17 protein-coding genes are annotated in these 16,714 nt (G+C 41.6%); 10 read left to right on the forward strand and 7 right to left on the reverse strand.

All coding sequences use genetic code 11. The features are described 5' to 3' along the window. The first annotated feature begins 116 nt into the window (after window positions 1–116). The 6 genes from urtA to LC608_RS28625 all read left to right on the forward strand — a co-directional run bounded on the left by urtA (window position 117) and on the right by LC608_RS28625 (window position 5,105). Window positions 117–1,433 carry an urea ABC transporter substrate-binding protein gene (gene urtA / locus LC608_RS28600; protein ID WP_229556805.1) on the forward strand — a complete coding sequence of 439 codons (1,317 nt, stop codon included), beginning with the start codon at window positions 117–119 and terminating at the stop codon, window positions 1,431–1,433. A gap of 190 nt (window positions 1,434–1,623) precedes the next feature. After that, window positions 1,624–2,784 (forward strand): branched-chain amino acid ABC transporter permease, encoded by a 1,161-nt coding sequence (locus LC608_RS28605; protein ID WP_229556806.1) that lies wholly within the window; start codon window positions 1,624–1,626, stop codon window positions 2,782–2,784. A 36-nt stretch (window positions 2,785–2,820) separates the two neighbouring features. Then, entirely contained in the window at window positions 2,821–3,939 is a 1,119-nt protein-coding gene (gene urtC, locus LC608_RS28610; RefSeq protein WP_229556807.1) for an urea ABC transporter permease subunit UrtC, read from the forward strand. Then, window positions 3,914–4,660 (forward strand): urea ABC transporter ATP-binding protein UrtD, encoded by a 747-nt coding sequence (urtD, locus tag LC608_RS28615; protein ID WP_229556808.1) that lies wholly within the window; start codon window positions 3,914–3,916, stop codon window positions 4,658–4,660. The genes urtC and urtD overlap by 26 nt, the downstream gene beginning before the upstream one ends. A gap of 59 nt (window positions 4,661–4,719) precedes the next feature. Then, window positions 4,720–4,926 carry a type II toxin-antitoxin system HicB family antitoxin gene (locus tag LC608_RS28620; protein WP_229556809.1) on the forward strand — a complete coding sequence of 69 codons (207 nt, stop codon included), beginning with the start codon at window positions 4,720–4,722 and terminating at the stop codon, window positions 4,924–4,926. Between the two features lie 2 nt (window positions 4,927–4,928). Beyond that, window positions 4,929–5,105 carry a type II toxin-antitoxin system HicA family toxin gene (locus tag LC608_RS28625; protein ID WP_229556810.1) on the forward strand — a complete coding sequence of 59 codons (177 nt, stop codon included), beginning with the start codon at window positions 4,929–4,931 and terminating at the stop codon, window positions 5,103–5,105. Between the two features lie 106 nt (window positions 5,106–5,211). Here LC608_RS28625 and LC608_RS28630 read toward each other — a convergent pair whose 3' ends face one another. Beyond that, complete coding sequence (locus LC608_RS28630) at window positions 5,212–5,796, reverse strand: Uma2 family endonuclease (protein WP_229556811.1); 585 nt, start codon at window positions 5,794–5,796, stop codon at window positions 5,212–5,214. Window positions 5,797–5,959: 163 nt separating this feature from the next. Here LC608_RS28630 and LC608_RS28635 point away from each other — a divergent pair, with 163 nt between their 5' ends. Together LC608_RS28635 and urtE are read left to right on the forward strand one after the other, a co-directional pair. After that, window positions 5,960–6,289 (forward strand): hypothetical protein, encoded by a 330-nt coding sequence (locus LC608_RS28635; protein WP_229556812.1) that lies wholly within the window; start codon window positions 5,960–5,962, stop codon window positions 6,287–6,289. Window positions 6,290–6,605: 316 nt separating this feature from the next. Next, entirely contained in the window at window positions 6,606–7,304 is a 699-nt protein-coding gene (gene urtE / locus LC608_RS28640) for an urea ABC transporter ATP-binding subunit UrtE (protein ID WP_229556813.1), read from the forward strand. Here the strand turns inward: urtE and LC608_RS28645 are convergent. From LC608_RS28645 to LC608_RS28660, 3 genes are all read right to left on the reverse strand, one after another. Then, entirely contained in the window at window positions 7,267–8,007 is a 741-nt protein-coding gene (locus LC608_RS28645) for a hypothetical protein (protein WP_229556814.1), read from the reverse strand. The genes urtE and LC608_RS28645 overlap by 38 nt on opposite strands. A gap of 236 nt (window positions 8,008–8,243) precedes the next feature. Then, a complete protein-coding gene (gene alaS, locus LC608_RS28650) occupies window positions 8,244–10,886 on the reverse strand; it encodes an alanine--tRNA ligase (RefSeq protein WP_229556815.1) in 2,643 nt (880 codons plus the stop codon). Between the two features lie 675 nt (window positions 10,887–11,561). Further along, on the reverse strand, window positions 11,562–12,260 hold the full coding sequence (locus tag LC608_RS28660) for an ATP-dependent Zn protease (protein WP_229556850.1): 699 nt from the start codon (window positions 12,258–12,260) through the stop codon (window positions 11,562–11,564). Window positions 12,261–12,482: 222 nt separating this feature from the next. Here LC608_RS28660 and LC608_RS28665 point away from each other — a divergent pair, with 222 nt between their 5' ends. Further along, complete coding sequence (locus tag LC608_RS28665) at window positions 12,483–12,698, forward strand: DUF2945 domain-containing protein (RefSeq protein WP_229556816.1); 216 nt, start codon at window positions 12,483–12,485, stop codon at window positions 12,696–12,698. Window positions 12,699–13,091: 393 nt separating this feature from the next. Here the strand turns inward: LC608_RS28665 and LC608_RS28670 are convergent, their stop codons facing one another. Both LC608_RS28670 and LC608_RS28675 read right to left on the reverse strand, forming a co-directional pair. Then, window positions 13,092–13,946, reverse strand: coding sequence for a protein-glutamate O-methyltransferase CheR (locus LC608_RS28670; protein WP_229556817.1), 855 nt, complete (start codon window positions 13,944–13,946; stop codon window positions 13,092–13,094). After that, on the reverse strand, window positions 13,946–15,007 hold the full coding sequence (locus tag LC608_RS28675; RefSeq protein WP_229556818.1) for a chemotaxis response regulator protein-glutamate methylesterase: 1,062 nt from the start codon (window positions 15,005–15,007) through the stop codon (window positions 13,946–13,948). The genes LC608_RS28670 and LC608_RS28675 overlap by 1 nt, the downstream gene beginning before the upstream one ends. Between LC608_RS28675 and LC608_RS28680 the strand changes: the two genes are divergently transcribed. Next, complete coding sequence (locus LC608_RS28680) at window positions 15,000–15,404, forward strand: hypothetical protein (RefSeq protein WP_229556819.1); 405 nt, start codon at window positions 15,000–15,002, stop codon at window positions 15,402–15,404. The genes LC608_RS28675 and LC608_RS28680 overlap by 8 nt on opposite strands. Here LC608_RS28680 and LC608_RS28685 read toward each other — a convergent pair. Continuing rightward, window positions 15,401–16,705 carry a methyl-accepting chemotaxis protein gene (locus LC608_RS28685; protein WP_229556820.1) on the reverse strand — a complete coding sequence of 435 codons (1,305 nt, stop codon included), beginning with the start codon at window positions 16,703–16,705 and terminating at the stop codon, window positions 15,401–15,403. The genes LC608_RS28680 and LC608_RS28685 overlap by 4 nt on opposite strands. Window positions 16,706–16,714 lie beyond the last annotated feature (9 nt).

Genomic DNA, 16,714 nt, shown 5'->3' on the forward strand with positions numbered 1-16,714 from the left:
GTATAAGAAGTAACTTTTTACTAGTAAACTATCACACTATCATCACACTTTGAAGTTTAATATTGTCAGCTTTCTATTAAGTTGGCTGATAGGTGAAGAGGAAAATTCATAAAAACATGACAAGACAATTTAACAGACGCAAGTTTTTAATCTACGGTTCTTTAACTTTTGGAAGCAGCTTTTTTCTGAAAGCTTGCGCGAATAATTCTCCAACTGCTACAGAGAGTCCAGTTGCACCTCCTGCTGCATCTCCAGCTGCTGCTACTGCTGGTGGCACAATCAAAGTAGGTATTTTGCACTCCCTTAGTGGCACAATGGCTATTAGTGAGAAAAGCGTTGTCGATGCTGAAAAATTAGCAATCAAAGAAATTAACGCTGCTGGTGGTATCTTAGGTAAACAAATTGAAGCAGTTACCGAAGATGGTGCTTCTAACTGGGATACTTTTAGAGAAAAGGCAACTAAGCTAATTGATCAAGATAAAGTCGCTGTAGTTTTTGGTTGTTGGACATCTGCTAGCCGCAAGAATGTTAAGCCAGTATTCGAGAGCAAAAATCACATGCTCTGGTATCCTGTGCAGTATGAAGGTCAAGAGTGTTCTAAAAATATTTTTTACACTGGTGCTGCTCCAAATCAACAAATCGAACCATCTGTTGATTGGCTGTTAAAAAATAAAGGAAAAGAATTCTTTTTAGTTGGCTCTGACTACGTTTTCCCCCGCACTGCTAACACAATTATTAAAGCTCAATTAGAAGCTTTGGGCGGAAAAACAGTTGGTGAAGATTATTTACCTCTTGGCAATACAGAAGTTACACCAATTATCACTAAAATTAAGCAAGCTTTGCCTAATGGAGGTGTCATTTACAATACTCTGAATGGTGATAGCAACGTTGCTTTCTTCAAACAATTGAAAGGTGCTGGATTGACACCAGAAAAATATCCTTCCATGTCTGTCAGTATTGCCGAAGAAGAAGTTAAAGCAATTGGTGTAGAGTATCTCAAAGGTCATTATGCAGCTTGGAATTACTTTCAAACAGTAGACACACCTGCTAACAAAAAATTTGTAGCCGATTTCAAGAAAGAGTATGGTGAAAATCGGGTAACAAATGACCCAATGGAAGCAGCATACATCGCCGTTTATCTGTGGAAGCAAGCAGTAGAAAAAGCTGGTACTACAGACATAGCGAAAGTGAGTGCTGCGGCGTATGGTCAAACTCTAGATGCGCCTGAAGGTAAAGTGACAATGGATGCCAATCATCACATATCCAAAGTTGTGCGGATTGGTCAAGTTAGACAAGATGGTTTATTTGATATTGTCTATGCTACTCCAACAGCAGTTGAGCCAGTTCCTTGGAATCAATTTGTGAAAGAAACTAAGGGATTTGCTTGTGATTGGAATGACCCGGCTAAGGGTGGTAAGTACAAGAAAGTTTAAAGTATTCGTAATTTGTAATTAACGATTACAAACTATCAGAAATAAGTAGGGTGTGTTATGGCTTTAGCCTAACGCACCATCTTAGATAGCGGTGTGTTAAGTTTTCATGTCATGTATATCATTACAAAATGTGTGACTTACACACCTTACGGTAATTCTAATAACAAGAAGCTGATATGTAGGGGAAAAAGTGTTAGCAGGATTTTTAGAAGCTGTATTTAATGGTATTAGTATTGGCGCTGTATTATTAATTGCTGCCTTGGGATTGGCGATTATATTTGGATTGATGGGCGTTATCAATATGGCGCATGGTGAATTGATGATGTTCGGCGCTTATACAACATTTGTTGTGCAAAATGTCTGTAAACAATTAGGTGGAGTATGGTTTGAAGTCTATATATTTTTGGCTTTGATTATCGCTTTTATTTTCACGGGTACTGTGGGATTAATTCTAGAGAAAGGCGTGATTCGTTATCTTTATGGAAGACCATTAGAAACTCTATTGGCAACTTGGGGAGTAAGTTTAATTTTTCAACAGTTTGTTCGCAGTGTAAATTGGGTATTGATAATTGGCATAAGCTTATTTTCTCTGTTGTTTTTTGGAGGTTTATGGATTTTAAATTCTCGCACTGATTTGGGAAGAGTTCGTAACTGGATTGTAGCGGTGATATTTTTACTATCGCTGGGGGTGACAATAGCAACAGGCAATTTATTGAGTCAAACTTATCAGTTAGCAGTGACTCAACCTTGGTTTGGCGCTCAAAATGTGGATGTAACTGCACCTACTTGGTTGCAAGGGGGCATGTCTTTAGGTGGTGTCCAATTACCCTTTGCTAGGTTATTTATTATTGGTTTAACAATAATCTGTGTGGCGGGAATTTATCTATTCTTACAACGTTCTAGCTGGGGTTTAAGAATTCGGGCTGTGACGCAAAACCGCAGTATGAGTGCTTGTCTGGGTATACCAACTGAAAAGGTTGATGCAATTACTTTTGCACTGGGTTCTGGTTTAGCTGGTGTGGCTGGATGTGCCATTAGTTTACTCGGTTCTGTAGGGCCAAATACGGGACAAAACTATATTATTGATACTTTTATGGTGGTTGTGGTTGGGGGTGTGGGTAATTTAGCCGGGACGATTGTGGCGGCGTTGGGTATTGGTACGGCTAATTTTTTAATTGGTTCTGGGACTTTGGCTTTGTTGTTGACTCCTGTTAAGCCTTTGGCTGATTTGTTTACTTTTTTTGCGACGACGAGTATGGCTAAGGTAATGGTGTTTGCGCTAATTATTGTGTTTTTACAGTGGAAGCCTGGGGGGATTTTTCCGCAGAAGGGACGTACTGTTGATGTTTAAAACGAACCGCGAAGACGCAAAGGACGCGAACAAAGAATGAAGAAGAGGGGAGGAAGGTTATTAATTGAGGTGGGGGTGGTGGTTGCGATCGCACTTTTCCTCATTATCATTATGCCATTGTTGCTTACGGAGTTTCGTCTAAATTTGTTGGGGCGATTTTTATCGCTGGCAATTGTGGCTTTGGGTATTGATTTGATTTGGGGGTATACTGGTTTACTAAGTTTGGGGCATGGTATTTTCTTTGGTTTGGGTGGATATGCGATCGCAATGTACCTGAAACTGCAAGTCCCTACTGGAGAATTACCTGATTTCATGGGACTTTATGGGGTTACGGAACTTCCCGCGTTTTGGCAACCTTTTTATTCTTTTCCTTTGACAATAGCTTTTGTGGTACTAATTCCAGGGTTATTGGCAGGATTATTGGGATATTTGGTTTTCCGAAATCGCCTTAAGGGAGTTTATTTTTCTATCTTGACTCAAGCCGGAACTATTGTATTTTTCAACTTTTTTAACGGTCAACAACAGCTTTTCAACGGTACAAATGGACTGATAGATTTTACAACTTTGTTTGGGGCAACGGTCAGTGATGCGAAAACGCAATTTGTTTTCTACACGCTGACGGTAGTGTTTCTTGCAGCCACTTACGGAATTTGTCGGTGGTTGACAACTGGACGCTTTGGCAGATTGTTGATAGCTATTCGTGATGATGAAAGTCGGGTAAGATTTTCTGGCTATGACCCTACAGATTTTAAGGTGCTGGTGTTTGCAGTTTCAGGTGCGATCGCAGGTATAGCAGGAGCATTTTACACCATTCAGAGTGGTTCTGTCTCACCCAGAGCAATGGATATTGCCTTTTCGATTGAAATGGTTATTTGGGTAGCTGTAGGAGGACGCGCTACTTTAATTGGCGCGATTGTCGGAACTTTGTTAGTAAATTATGCCCGCACTTTTTTAAGTGAACAATTTGCTGAAATCTGGCTATTTTTCCAAGGCGCACTATTTTTGATAGTCGTTACAGTGCTTCCTGACGGCATAGTGGGATGGTTGCGTAGTCAGAATATTTCTCTTTTCCACCGTCGTCAACAAATTGCTACATATCCCACCTTGGAAGAAGACCCCGAAGTGCAACATGAACGCGAAAATATTGGAAACTGAAAACGTAACTGTTAGTTTTGACGGTTTTAAGGCGCTAAATCAGCTTACCTTTAGCATGGATGTGGGTGAATTACGAGTAGTAATTGGCCCCAATGGCGCTGGAAAGACAACGTTTCTGGATGTGATTACGGGGAAAGTTCAGCCAACCGTTGGGCGAGTTTTATTCAAAGGAAGAAACCTGCGTTCTTTACCTGAATATAAAATTGCACGATTAGGAATTGGGCGCAAGTTTCAAACACCCCGAATTTACTTAAATTTAACGCCTCGTGAAAATCTAGAAATTACTAGCAACCGCAATAAAAACGTCTTTTCTACTTTGTTTGAACGTTCTCATGCTGCTGAAAAGAATAATATTAAAGGATTATTAGAAACTATCGGTTTAACTGCTAAAGCTGACATTAGAGCAGGTTTACTTTCCCACGGTGAAAAGCAGCGTTTAGAAATTGGGATGTTAGTAGCACAGTCACCTGACTTATTACTCGTTGATGAACCCGTTGCTGGTTTAACAGATGAAGAAACCTACAATATTGGCGAACTACTTTTAGCACTAGCACAAAGTCATTCAATTTTAGTAATTGAACACGATATGGAATTTGTGCGTCAAATTGCCAAGAAAGTAACAGTCTTACATGAAGGTTCGGTGTTGTGTGAAGGAAATTTTGAAGAAGTGCAAAATGACTCTCGTGTAATTGAAGTATATTTGGGAAAACAGGAAGACTAAATTTTTAGCTCTACAAGGCTTAGATATACTATAGTCACAAGCTTAATGTATGAGGAAATATGAAGTTCAATGTAACGGTTGATCGTGATGAAGATGGTGCATGGATTGTAGAGTCCCCCAGTATTCCGGGTTGTGTTAGTCAAGGTCAGACTAAAGAAGAAGCACTAGAGAATATCAAAGATGCGATAGCTGGCTGCCTACAAGTTCGTGCCGAGCGCGGTTTGCCACTTACCATAGAAACTCACCAAGTAGAGGTTGTGGCTTAGTTATGGCGTCTACTCTTCCTGTTCTTAACGGACGTGAAGTTGTTCGTGTATTTGAGTCATTTGGTTGGGAAGTTGCACGTCAAAGTGGAAGCCATATCATCCTGGTTAAGGAAGGAGAGTTAGCCACACTGTCTGTTCCTGAGCATCGTGAAGTAGCAAAAGGAAGTTGCGAAGTTTGATTCGCACTGCTGGGCTTACAGTCAACGAGTTTGTTTCTGCAATTTGATGCGGAGTGCATCCCAGTTTTTATTTTTCAATAAGATTCTATTTGCTTGGTAATTCTGGTCAGTTTGCGCTGTTAAACACCTGCTCTACTGTTAGCACCCAATCAGCAATTACCACTGATTCCATGCAAGTCGCACCTGTAAATACCTTATCCTCATACTGTCCTTCAACCCACTGGCAAATCGTAATTTGTTGCATCTGTGGGTCAACAATCCAATACTCCAATATTTCCCTAGCGGCATACTCCGTCCGCTTGTAGCGATAATCACGAACACGGTTTGCTGTTCCCGGAGAAACAATTTCAATCACTAGCGCAGGCGGCGGCATATCACGGGTGAGGGTGGCACGAGTAGCACCGATAAGGGCAGCATAAGATTCTTCTGTATGAACCATTAAGTCAGGTAAACGACATCTCGCCCGTCGCCCCGCCACTTCAATTTCTGTATCCTTGTGAGCAACTAAATAAAAAGGGAAATGTTTTAGTAGTTCAACGAATAGAAATCTTGCTAGATTGCTATTTTCCTGACTTTCTGGTGGCATCTCGACTAGTTCTCCATCCACCAACTCATAGCGCGTGTCTGTACCATCATCATAGGTAAGATACTCCTCAAAGGTCAGCAGTTTTTGGGGTTTCGTCTGAGTCATTTGCTTTGCTTTCTTACCCTACACAGACTATCATTGTTCAAACGAGTATTACTAAATTAATGTATTTTTTTTAACTATATTTTTCAAGCATTATCAAGTATTACCACTGTTTTTTTCTCTTATTAGAAAAATTATAGTGTTTTTTTAATCTTGGTAAGAAAAAATGGTCAAACGCATAACAGCAACAGTATTACTAATTATAGCAGTCACTTTCTTCGCTCCTCGAGCATTCGCTTTGATACAGCAAACCGGCCCCAACTCGGTTACAATTCAGGGAAAAGATATTGTTGGTAGTACTTTGCCACTAATTGTCGAGCAAAAAGCTCAATTTCCAGAAAATACCTGGGGAAGAGTAATACGGTTAGTTGATTCAAAAGGACAATTTTTTGACCTTGGAATTGATGAACAAGGAAACTTTTTCATTAACACACCTAAAGACACAAAAACTTCACATTCTTTAACAATTTCTCCAAGTGGTCTTGTTACATTCTAAGAAAGAATAACTCTACATACGTTTGATGTTTAACTAGCAAGGTGACAAAAAGCTTTAAACCCTAATTATACAAGCATTTTCACTGAAGACGACATGAAAATAAACACCTCAATTTGAGAGTTTTATTGAGAATGACATTTTAAACTTCTTAGCCATCCCATCTAACTAATTGTAACCATAGATAAACAATGGTATTCATCAGTGTTTATTTATGGTTTAATTTATAATACCCTTTTTAACGAGTATTTGTAGATATTTAAATGTATGTAAAGACGTTGCAATATGGCCTTAACTATTTCCTATTGACCATAAACTAATGCTAAAAATCTCTAACCTTAACGTTTATTACGGCGAAAGCCACATTCTCCGCAATGTAGATTTAAGCGTACCATCTGGGCAAATGATATGCCTGATTGGACGCAATGGCGTAGGTAAATCTACATTACTAAAAACAATAATGGGTTTACTCAAACCCCGCAGTGGTACTATTAACTTAGCTAAAGAATTAATCAACTCGAAATCTCCAGACCAAAGGGCAAAGTTAGGAATTGGTTATGTTCCCCAAGGACGAGAAATTATCCCCCGTTTAACAGTTAAAGAAAATCTGCTGCTGGGGTTGGAAGCCAGACGCAAACCAGTAAAAAAAGCAGAAATTCCAGAGGAAGTTTTTAGCTTATTCCCAGTTTTAAAAACCATGCTTTCGCGGATGGGTGGTGATTTGAGTGGTGGACAGCAGCAACAATTAGCGATCGCGCGTGCTTTAATGGGAGAACCTCAATTACTCGTCTTAGATGAACCCACTGAAGGTATTCAACCCTCCATCATCCTAGAAATTGAAGCCGCAGTCCGTCGGATTGTCGAAACCACAGGCATTTCTGTTTTATTGGTAGAGCAACATTTACACTTTGTTCGTCAGGCTGATTACTATTACGCTATGCAAAAAGGTGGTATTGTCGCCTCCGGTTCCACAGCCGAACTCAGCCAAGATGTGATTCAACGCTTTCTAGCTGTTTAATTTTTGATACTTCTATATCAATAGTGTCGGAAGCAATCAAGTCTGCTGCTTCTTGTAAAAGCTGATTTTGTTCCTTTTGAATTGCTTCTAAACGATAAGATATTTCTGCTAATCGTTGTTGCTTACTTGGTTGAAAATTTTCAGGTGGCAAAGCTGGCAGGTTATCAATTGTCTCAGTAGCTGTCATTCTTTGAACAGCCAAACTGCCAACTTTAGTTAAGGATAAAAAGCTAACTTTAATCAAAGCCTGAAGCAATTTTAACGGGACTTGCAGTATTGACCAACTAGCAGTTTCAATCAAGCGGACGATTGCTTTAATGACACTCCAGATGAGAGCGATCGCAAACAGCAAAGTTACTATACTAATAATTGGGTGATTAGTCGCCCAACCTAGTATTTGAACTAACCTAAATAATATTGGGTGTTGTGTTAGCCAATCACTTACAGAAGATACCATCGCATCTTTAACTGCGCCTGATGTTGTACTTTTAAATTTATCAGCAGTTTGCCAAGTTTGTTCTAAGCTTGTCGTAACTGTATCAATTGCTTTATCAGTCGTTGTAGTTGCTGTTGCCTTCAAAGACTCCCCAACTTGCTGTGCTGAATTACTTAGAGAGTTAACATTTTCACCGACAAAATCTTTCACATTTTGTAAGCGTTGCAAAACTCCGTTAGATAAATGTATGTCTATTTGGGATGCCATAAAATATTTCACCGAGGTTGAAATCTAACCCGCAACCCATCTTTAGGGCGATTAGTGGGAACCACAATTACCTATAAACGTTGGTTGGGTAATATCTCCCAATGATAACTACGTAGAAGATGAGTAGCAACAATCTTTATAACCTAACCTAAAATGTAGAGTGTGTTAGGCGAAGCCGTAACGCACCAATTCGCTTGGTGCGCTACACTTCTCCCTCTCGTTGAACCACGAGATGGTTAACCCAACGCAGACTTTAACTCACTTTCGGCTTGTTGCAACGCTTCTGGTAATTTACTCGCATCCCGTCCGCCTGCTTGGGCTAAGTTCGGTCTTCCACCGCCACCGCCACCGCAGATTTTAGCGATCGCACCTACAAATTTACCAGCTTGCAAACCTTTTTTGTTCACTTCTGAACTAAAAGCTGCAACTATACTAACTTTCCCCTCTTCAGGAACAGAACCCAGGACTACTGCACCGTTACCGATTTTTTGCAGTAAGCGTTCGGCTGCGGTTTTCAATGATTCTGGATCAACGTCTTCTAATTGGGCGACAATAATTTTAGAATCGCCTACCGTTTCGGCTGTTTGCAGTAAGCTGTCAGATTTTGCGATCGCTAACTGTACTTTCAAGGTTTCCAATTCCTTTTGGGTATTTCTCAGTTCGCTTTGCAGACTTGTGATTCTGTCTGGTACTTCTTCGGGTTTGACTTTAAAGCGATCACTTAAATCTTTAACTACTTTATCCCGAAGGTTAAGATAATCCAGTATTGCTGGACCCGAAACAGCTTCAATACGCCGCACCCCAGAAGCCACACCAGCTTCAGAAATAATTTTAAATACGCCAATTTCAGCCGTGTTACTTACATGAGTTCCACCGCATAGTTCCATTGATACGCTAGGGAAGTCAATCACGCGCACTTCCTCGCCGTATTTTTCGCCGAACATCGCAACAGCACCTCTAGCTTTCGCCTCTGCTAAAGGTAATACTTCCACTTTTGCAGCATGTGCTTCAGCAATCCAAGTGTTCACCTGTTCTTCAATTTGTTGCACTTCTTCTGCTGTCAACGCGCGGGGACAGTTGAAGTCAAAGCGCAACCTGTCAAAGGACACTAAGGAACCAGCTTGAGAAATGCTATCATCAACAATTTTTTTCAACGCCGCTTGCAATAGGTGCGTTGCGGTATGGTTAGCTTGGGCGCGACGGCGACAAGCCGGATCAATTTGAGCGGTTACATTATCGCCTACGCGCAGTGTACCGCGTTCGATGCGTCCAAAGTGAACAAAGAAATCAGATTCTTTCTTCACATCTTCTACCCGAACTACGATTCCATCACCAGAGATATAACCGCGATCGCCAATTTGCCCCCCAGATTCACCATAAAATGGCGTTTTGTCAAGGACAATTTGCACCTGTGTCCCTGCTTCTGCTTCCTCTTGGGAAACACCTTCTACCAAAATCGCTTCGACTTTTGCCGTCGCCGCCGATTGGGTATAGCCTAAAAATTCGGTGACTTGGATGTGTTCTGCTAATTTATCGAGGGAACCTTGCACAGTTAAATCGATGGTTTCGTGTGCTGCTTTGGCACGTTCCACCTGCTTTTGCATTTCGGCATCAAATCCCGCTTCATCAACTGTGAGATGATTTTCTTCGGCAACTTCTTGAGTAAGTTCAAGGGGGAATCCGTAGGTGTCATAAAGAGTAAATGCACTTTCACCGCTAATTTGAGTTTCCCCTCGCTGTTTCACCTCTTGGATGATTTCTTCTAGCAGTTTTTCACCTCTATCCAAAGTTCTGAGGAAATTCGATTCTTCCCGTTGCAATTCAGCTTTAATTGCTGCTTCCCGTTGGCGCACATTGGGGTAAGCTGATTCAGAAAGAGCGATTGCAGTTTCGGCAACTTGGGTAGTAAATTCGCCAGAAATCCCAATTAATCGCCCATGACGCACCACGCGCCGAATTAACCGCCGCAGCACATAACCCCGTCCCACGTTGGAAGCGCGAATTTCATCAGCGATCATGTGGACAACAGAACGAACGTGATCGCCAATAACTTTTAGAGAGACTTTGGTTTTTTCATCGCTGCTGTGGTAATCAATGCCAGCAATTTGCGCTGCTGTTTGGATAATTGGAAAAATTAGGTCAGTTTCGTAGTTATTGGGTACTTTTTGGAGGATTTGCGCTATTCTCTCCAAACCCATACCGGTGTCGATGTTCTTGTTTTGCAGTGGCGTTAAATTACCGGAAGCATCCCGGTTATATTGCATGAAGACGAGGTTGTAAAACTCGATGAACCGGGAATCGTCTTCTAAATCTATATTTTCGTCACCGCGTTCTGGGTGGAAGTCGTAATAAATTTCTGAACAAGGGCCACAAGGCCCAGTCGGCCCAGATACCCAAAAGTTATCGTCTTCGCCCAAGCGTTTAATTCTCGCTATCGGCACACCGATTTGATCGCGCCAAATCTCAAAGGCTTCATCATCATCTTTAAAAACGCTGACGACAAGATTTTGCGGGGAAATGCCAAAGACTTGTGTGGAGATTTCCCAACCCCAAGCGATCGCTTGTTCTTTAAAATAATCACCAAAGCTGAAATTGCCCAGCATCTCAAAAAACGTCTGATGCCGTTTGGTACGTCCGACATTTTCGATATCGTTGGTACGGATACACTTTTGTGAAGTAGTAGCCCGCTTAAATTCTGGTGTACGCTGCCCCAAGAATATCGGCTTAAATGGTAGCATCCCCGCGATCGTCAGCAGCACGGTTGGATCTTCTGGCACGAGGGAGGCACTTGGGAGAATTTGGTGATTCCGTTGGGCAAAGAAGTCGAGAAATATGTTGCGAATTTCGTTACCGCTTAAGTACTGGGGATTTGAAGACATAGGTATTTTTAACTTTAGACTTTAGACTTGGGCGTAGCGGCAGTAGATAGGTGTATTTTCATAAATAGCTTTATATATTCTTGCATTTTGTTTCATATTACTGCCAGCGAATTGTGCCAGTCGATGACATACATACAGCTAATGCAATGCTTTTAGACCACTACCTTACCTTAGCAAGATGTGCGACGCTCTAAGCGTACCCCTACGGGGAAGCAAACTACGCGTAGCGTCTCGTAAAGAAGCGTCATAGCCTGTCGTCTCAATCGGGTAGTCTGCGACGAACCATTTTCACTCAGCAATAAACTGATAATTAATATCACCATTAGTCTGGGCACAGCCTGTCTGCAAGCTGAGGATGATCAGCAAGGAGAAAGTCTGTTACATCGTGCCGATCTATGCTACAACTTACGCAAAAAACCTCTCAAACTCTTATTTCTCCGTGTCCTCTGTGGTACCCTTCGGGAAGCCACTTCTCTACGAGACGCTCCGCGAACGTGTCTACGATTTTCCGTTGCTTGTGCGTAAGTCTTGTATGCTTGCTACAGGCAAAAACTGCTGGGCGTAATCGAGTTATTGCCTCGAACTATTTATCATCATGTCCCACATCTAAAAGCTGTTTCTTCTTAAAAGTGGGCATTGGGAAGGATGATGCAGAAGTTTTTTAATTTTTAATTTTTAATTTTTAATTGATTTCTCCCCACTTACTACTCCTAACTCAGCATGGCAATCTTCTACCGAAGTGCGTTGTCGCATGGCATTAACTAAAGTCTCGTAGTTAGACCAATTTTCTTGCAGTAGGGTTTTTGCTTGCAGGGTATGAAACCGCAGTTTCTGCTGATAAACTGATTCAGGAAATCCCAAAATTGTCAAGACTCCTATTAGCTTACTTTTATCATCGCCTCCACCCTCAGCATTATTAAAAACTAGGGTTTCAGCAGCAATACCCGCCATCCAAACAGTGCAGTAGCGGTCTAGCATTTGGGCACTGATTTTACCCACTTCTAGTTGAGATGCTAATTCGCCATCATCAAAGCTAACGCCGCCTTGTCCAGGTTGCCCCTGTTTCCAAGCTTCCCAAGCGCTGAGGGTGTAGCCAGTAACGGGAATACCTAACACGTAAGCAATCAAGAAATGCCCTGCTTCGTGGTGGACGATGCGATCGCGGTGTTCACTTGAAAAACCAGCAATCCAATCTAAAAAGATAGTACCACCCTTGCCTTGCAAGCTAAAACTATCTAACGTAGCTATGCCTAAGATGCTGAAGGTAGCAAGCGCTGGGACTGCGGGCGACAAGTGAATGAATGGCCCCAGTAGGCTGGACATGGTGATTAGAAAGATGGATATTGCAACTAAATTTAGGCTAGTCTTGCTCATTGAGAGTTTTTTGAATGCAGCTTTATCTCTCTTCATTATCAGGCGATCGCACAGGTTTTGTATCAAGGTGGTGGAGCGATCGCCTAATTTTTTCATCTTACACCTAATTAAATTACTAACTTAATAACGGATGTTTTCTCTATCACTAGAATGATGGCTGCTTTTTCAGTCGCAGACATAATGTGACGTTAGTAGGTATAAAACATCCAACAGGAGATGAATGTGGCTGAACAATTCAAAAAGGGCGATCGGGTTGAATGGAACACTTCACAAGGCAAGACGACTGGCAAAGTAGTAAAGAAACTCACTTCACCTACAGATATTAAAGAACACCATATCGCTGCAAGTGAAGATAACCCTGAGTACTTAGTTGAAAGTGATAAGACAGGAAAACAAGCTGCTCACAAGCCTGATGCTTTGAAGAAATTAGAGGAATAATGTTAGGAAAAATTATAGTGGAGAAAGTAAGAAAGGTGGGAAAAGTAGGATGTTTTTTATTCCCTCTTGATTATCAAGTTATTACACGCTATTTTGATAGTTAAGTACAGTTATTGAAAGGAAGTTTTAGGGTATGTAAAAAAGCTGCTGAAATTTTTAGATGAAAAACCTAAAGGTAAATAGGGAACTGGAGTTAAAAAAATATACTTTTTTAACTCCTTTTATAGCGATATTTAAATTTAAATTAAACTCACCTTTAGGGGCATTTTCAACAGTAATCTGCTTTATAAATTTCAATAACATGTGTGTGATATGTAACTTTTAACTGTCAATATTTTGTCAAAACCCTTAATGGTTATGACGAAAATAGCGGAAAACAACAGTTTGCTGATTTTATTGGGTAATGTTAACTCCACGATTGTGCAATCGGTAGCAGATAGCCTTGTCAAATAAAACCCGCTTGAATGATTCATCTAGGCTGATAGTCGTTTCACCACTACCCAAAAACAAATAGCCATCTGGACTTAATTGCTGCTTGATCTTTTTTAGTAAGGCTTTCTTGGTAACAACATCAAAGTAGATTAAAACATTCCGTAAAAAGATAACGTCGAATTGTGGCAGAGATGACCAAGATTGTAAAAGATTCAACTCACGAAAATCAACTATCTGGCGGATTTGTTCCTTTATTTGCCAGTGAGTTTCTAGCTTTTGAAAGTAATGATCGCGAATATTTTTAGGGAGTCCACGATTAATTTCAAGTTGGTTATAATGCCCTTCGCGGGCCCGCGCTAAAACCTTAGTAGAAAAATCAGTTGCAATTAATTTTACAGGCCAATTGAGAAGTGTGGGAAAATGTTCATGAATTAGTATGGCGATGCTATAAGGTTCTTGCCCATTAGAGCAGGCAGCACACCAAATGTTGAGCGATCGCTCACTTTCTCGTTGTTTAATTAACTCTGGTAGCACGTATTTTTTCAGTGCGTCAAAAGGGTGGCTATCACGGAAGAATGAGGTTTCATTAGTGACTAGCGCCTCGATTGTCTGGACGTGAAGACTATTAAATGGGTGAGTTCGCAAGTAAGTAACCAAATCAGGGATAGAAGCGAATCCTGCCGATTCGATAATTGGCTGCAAATGTAACTCTGCTAAATAGGTTTTATCACCAAACAATACAACGGCTGAATGATGATGAACTAACTCCCGAAGATACTCAAAATCAGTAGTACTTACACCCATAATCTGTGTCATTACAGGTCTGAAGGAGGAACTTGATTTAAACGAATTCTGTGCATAATTTCATCTGCGATTTGGTTAAGTGGAAGAATTTTATTAGCAAGTCCGGCATTAACAACAAAACTAGGCATTCCCCAAACCACGCTAGTAGCTTTATCTTGTGCAAGTACCTGTCCACCCGCCTCGCGTATGCACTGACAGCCATGCAACCCATCTTGCCCCATACCCGTAAGGATAACTGCGATCGCTCCAGCACCATAAACTTGTGCCACCGATCGCAACAGCACATCGACTGAAGGACGACAGGAATTTTCGGGGACTGCTTGATGGGTGACAAGTCGAACCTCAGTTTTGTCGCGTTGCACAATTAGATGAAAATCCCCTGGTGCAATCCAGGCATGTCCCGGTTTTAGTATCTGTCCAGAAACCGCTTCATCTACTGGGATTTGACACTTGGAAGCTAATTGTTTAGCTAGGAGTTTCGTAAACATTGGTGGCATGTGTTGCACAATCAAAATCGGCACTGATAAATCTGCTGGAAACTCCCTAAGCACTACACCTAGAGCATTCGGGCCTCCGGTAGAAACCCCAATTGCCACAACCTCCACCTGCCGTATATCGCTACGAACGGGAAAAATAACTGGATGGGTAATTGCGCTGGGTGTGAAAAATGCACCAAATACCTTAATTTTAGGAATTAAATTATCCCGAATATGTTGGTTTGTTGCCTCTACACTTCCTAAATTACTAGGTTTTGTGGCATAGTCTGAAGCACCTAAAGAAAGAGCTTCCAGCGTTGCGATCGCTCCACTGTGTGTGAAGGTACTATACATAATCACTGGTAAGCGTGGATATATTTGTCGGATAGCGGCCAGGGTTTGCAAACCATCCATCTCCGGCATCTCAATATCCAAAATGATCACATCGGGATTAACATGGGAAATCTTGGCAAGGGCAATACGACCGTTAGCCGCGACTCCTACCACCTCCAGTTCTGGATCGCTAGACAAAATTTTACTTACTCGACTCCGCACTACTACGGAGTCATCGACAATTAGTACCCGGATTTTGGGCATTGGGCATTGGGGATTGGGGATTGGGGAGCAGGTGGCAGGTGGCAGGGGGCAGGCAGGGGGACAAGGGGAGTTTTTATGCTTGTTTACGAGTATCAAAGGCTCATTAATGGAGTTCAGAGGCTCATTAACGGAGTTCAAAGGTTCATTAACGGAGTTCAAAGGTTCATTAACGGAGTTCAAAGGTTCATTAACGGAGTTCAAAGGTTCATTAACGGAGTTCAAAGGTTCATTAACGGAGTTCAAAGGTTCATTAACGGAGTTCAAAGGCTCATTAACGGAGTTCAAAGGTTCATTAACGGAGTTCAAAGGCTCATTAATGGAGTTCAAAGGCTCATTAATGAAGTTCAAAGGCTCATTAATGGAGTTCAAAAATATATCTCCCCTTGTCCTCCCTTAATACTTGAACTGGGTAACGACTTTCTGCAAATCTACTGCCATTCGGGATAGTTCTGTTGCTGCCTCTAAAGTATTACTGGTTCCAGTAGTCGTACTTTGAGTATTGAGTGCCACAATTCCAATACTTTTGGCAATATCTGATGTTCCTTTGGCTGCCTCAGCCATATTTCGACCAATTTCATTTGTAGTTGCTGTTTGTTCCTCAATAGCACTGGCGATCGTGCTTTGGAAGTCGTTGATTTGATTGATAATACTAGTAATCTGAGTGATGGCTTGAACGGCGCTTTTTGTATCTGTCTGAATTGCTTCAATTCGCAAGCTAATATCTTCAGTCGCACTTGCCGTTTGTTTGGCTAATTCTTTCACCTCATTTGCGACTACGGCAAATCCTCTACCTGCATCCCCGGCTCTAGCCGCCTCAATCGTAGCATTGAGTGCTAGCAGGTTTGTTTGCCCTGCGATCGCGGTAATGACTTTAATAACTTTGCCAATTTCGATGCTGCTTTGACCGAGTTTGTTAATTGTCTGGTTCGTGCGTTCAGCTGTTTTAACTGCCTCAGTCGTCACCTTTGCTCCTTCAGTAACGGTCTTGGCAATTTCTCGAATGCTAGCATTCATCTCTTCGACGGCAGTCACAACTGTATTAGTATTCTGACTTACCTCTTCAGCAGAGGCAGAGGCAGAAGTGGCCTGTTCGGCTGTTTGTTCAGCGTTCTCACTCATTTCTTTACTGACTGCGGTCAGTTGTTCTGCGGAGGACGCAACTGCTGTTGCCACCTCTGTCATCTGTCTGATTGAGGACTTTAGGCTGCTAATCATCTGATTTGCATTATCCGTGAGCTGTTTAAACTCTCCTGCATTGCTTGCTTCGATTTGCTTGGACAAATTTCCTTGAGCGACGGCAAGGCTAACCTCATTAATACCTTTTATTTGCTCTTTTAAATTTGTAGACATCTGATTCAAGTTGCCCTCCGATTCTTTCCAACTCCCACTTGCTCCTTTGACAACGGCTTGAGAACCAAGTTTTCCTTCGATACCAATCTCGGATGCCAAGCGATTAACTTCGTTAGCAAAGTTTTGATTTAAACTCACCAATTCATTAAAAACTGAGGTGATTTCACCCAGTTCATTATTCTCATCAGCTAAACGGACGGTAAAATCACCGTTTTTTGCCGCCTTAAGTGCTATTAGTAACGCTTGCAATTGCACTTTTATTACACTGTCATCGGTCGGTTGCGAATCTGCACTATCTACCGAGGGAGATTTTGAGTTGGCTGTTTTTCCAGCCCTATTTGTAGTCATTGCAAAGCG

This window comes from Nostoc sp. XA010 (assembly GCF_020829625.1).
Classification (GTDB): Bacteria; Cyanobacteriota; Cyanobacteriia; order Cyanobacteriales; family Nostocaceae; genus Nostoc.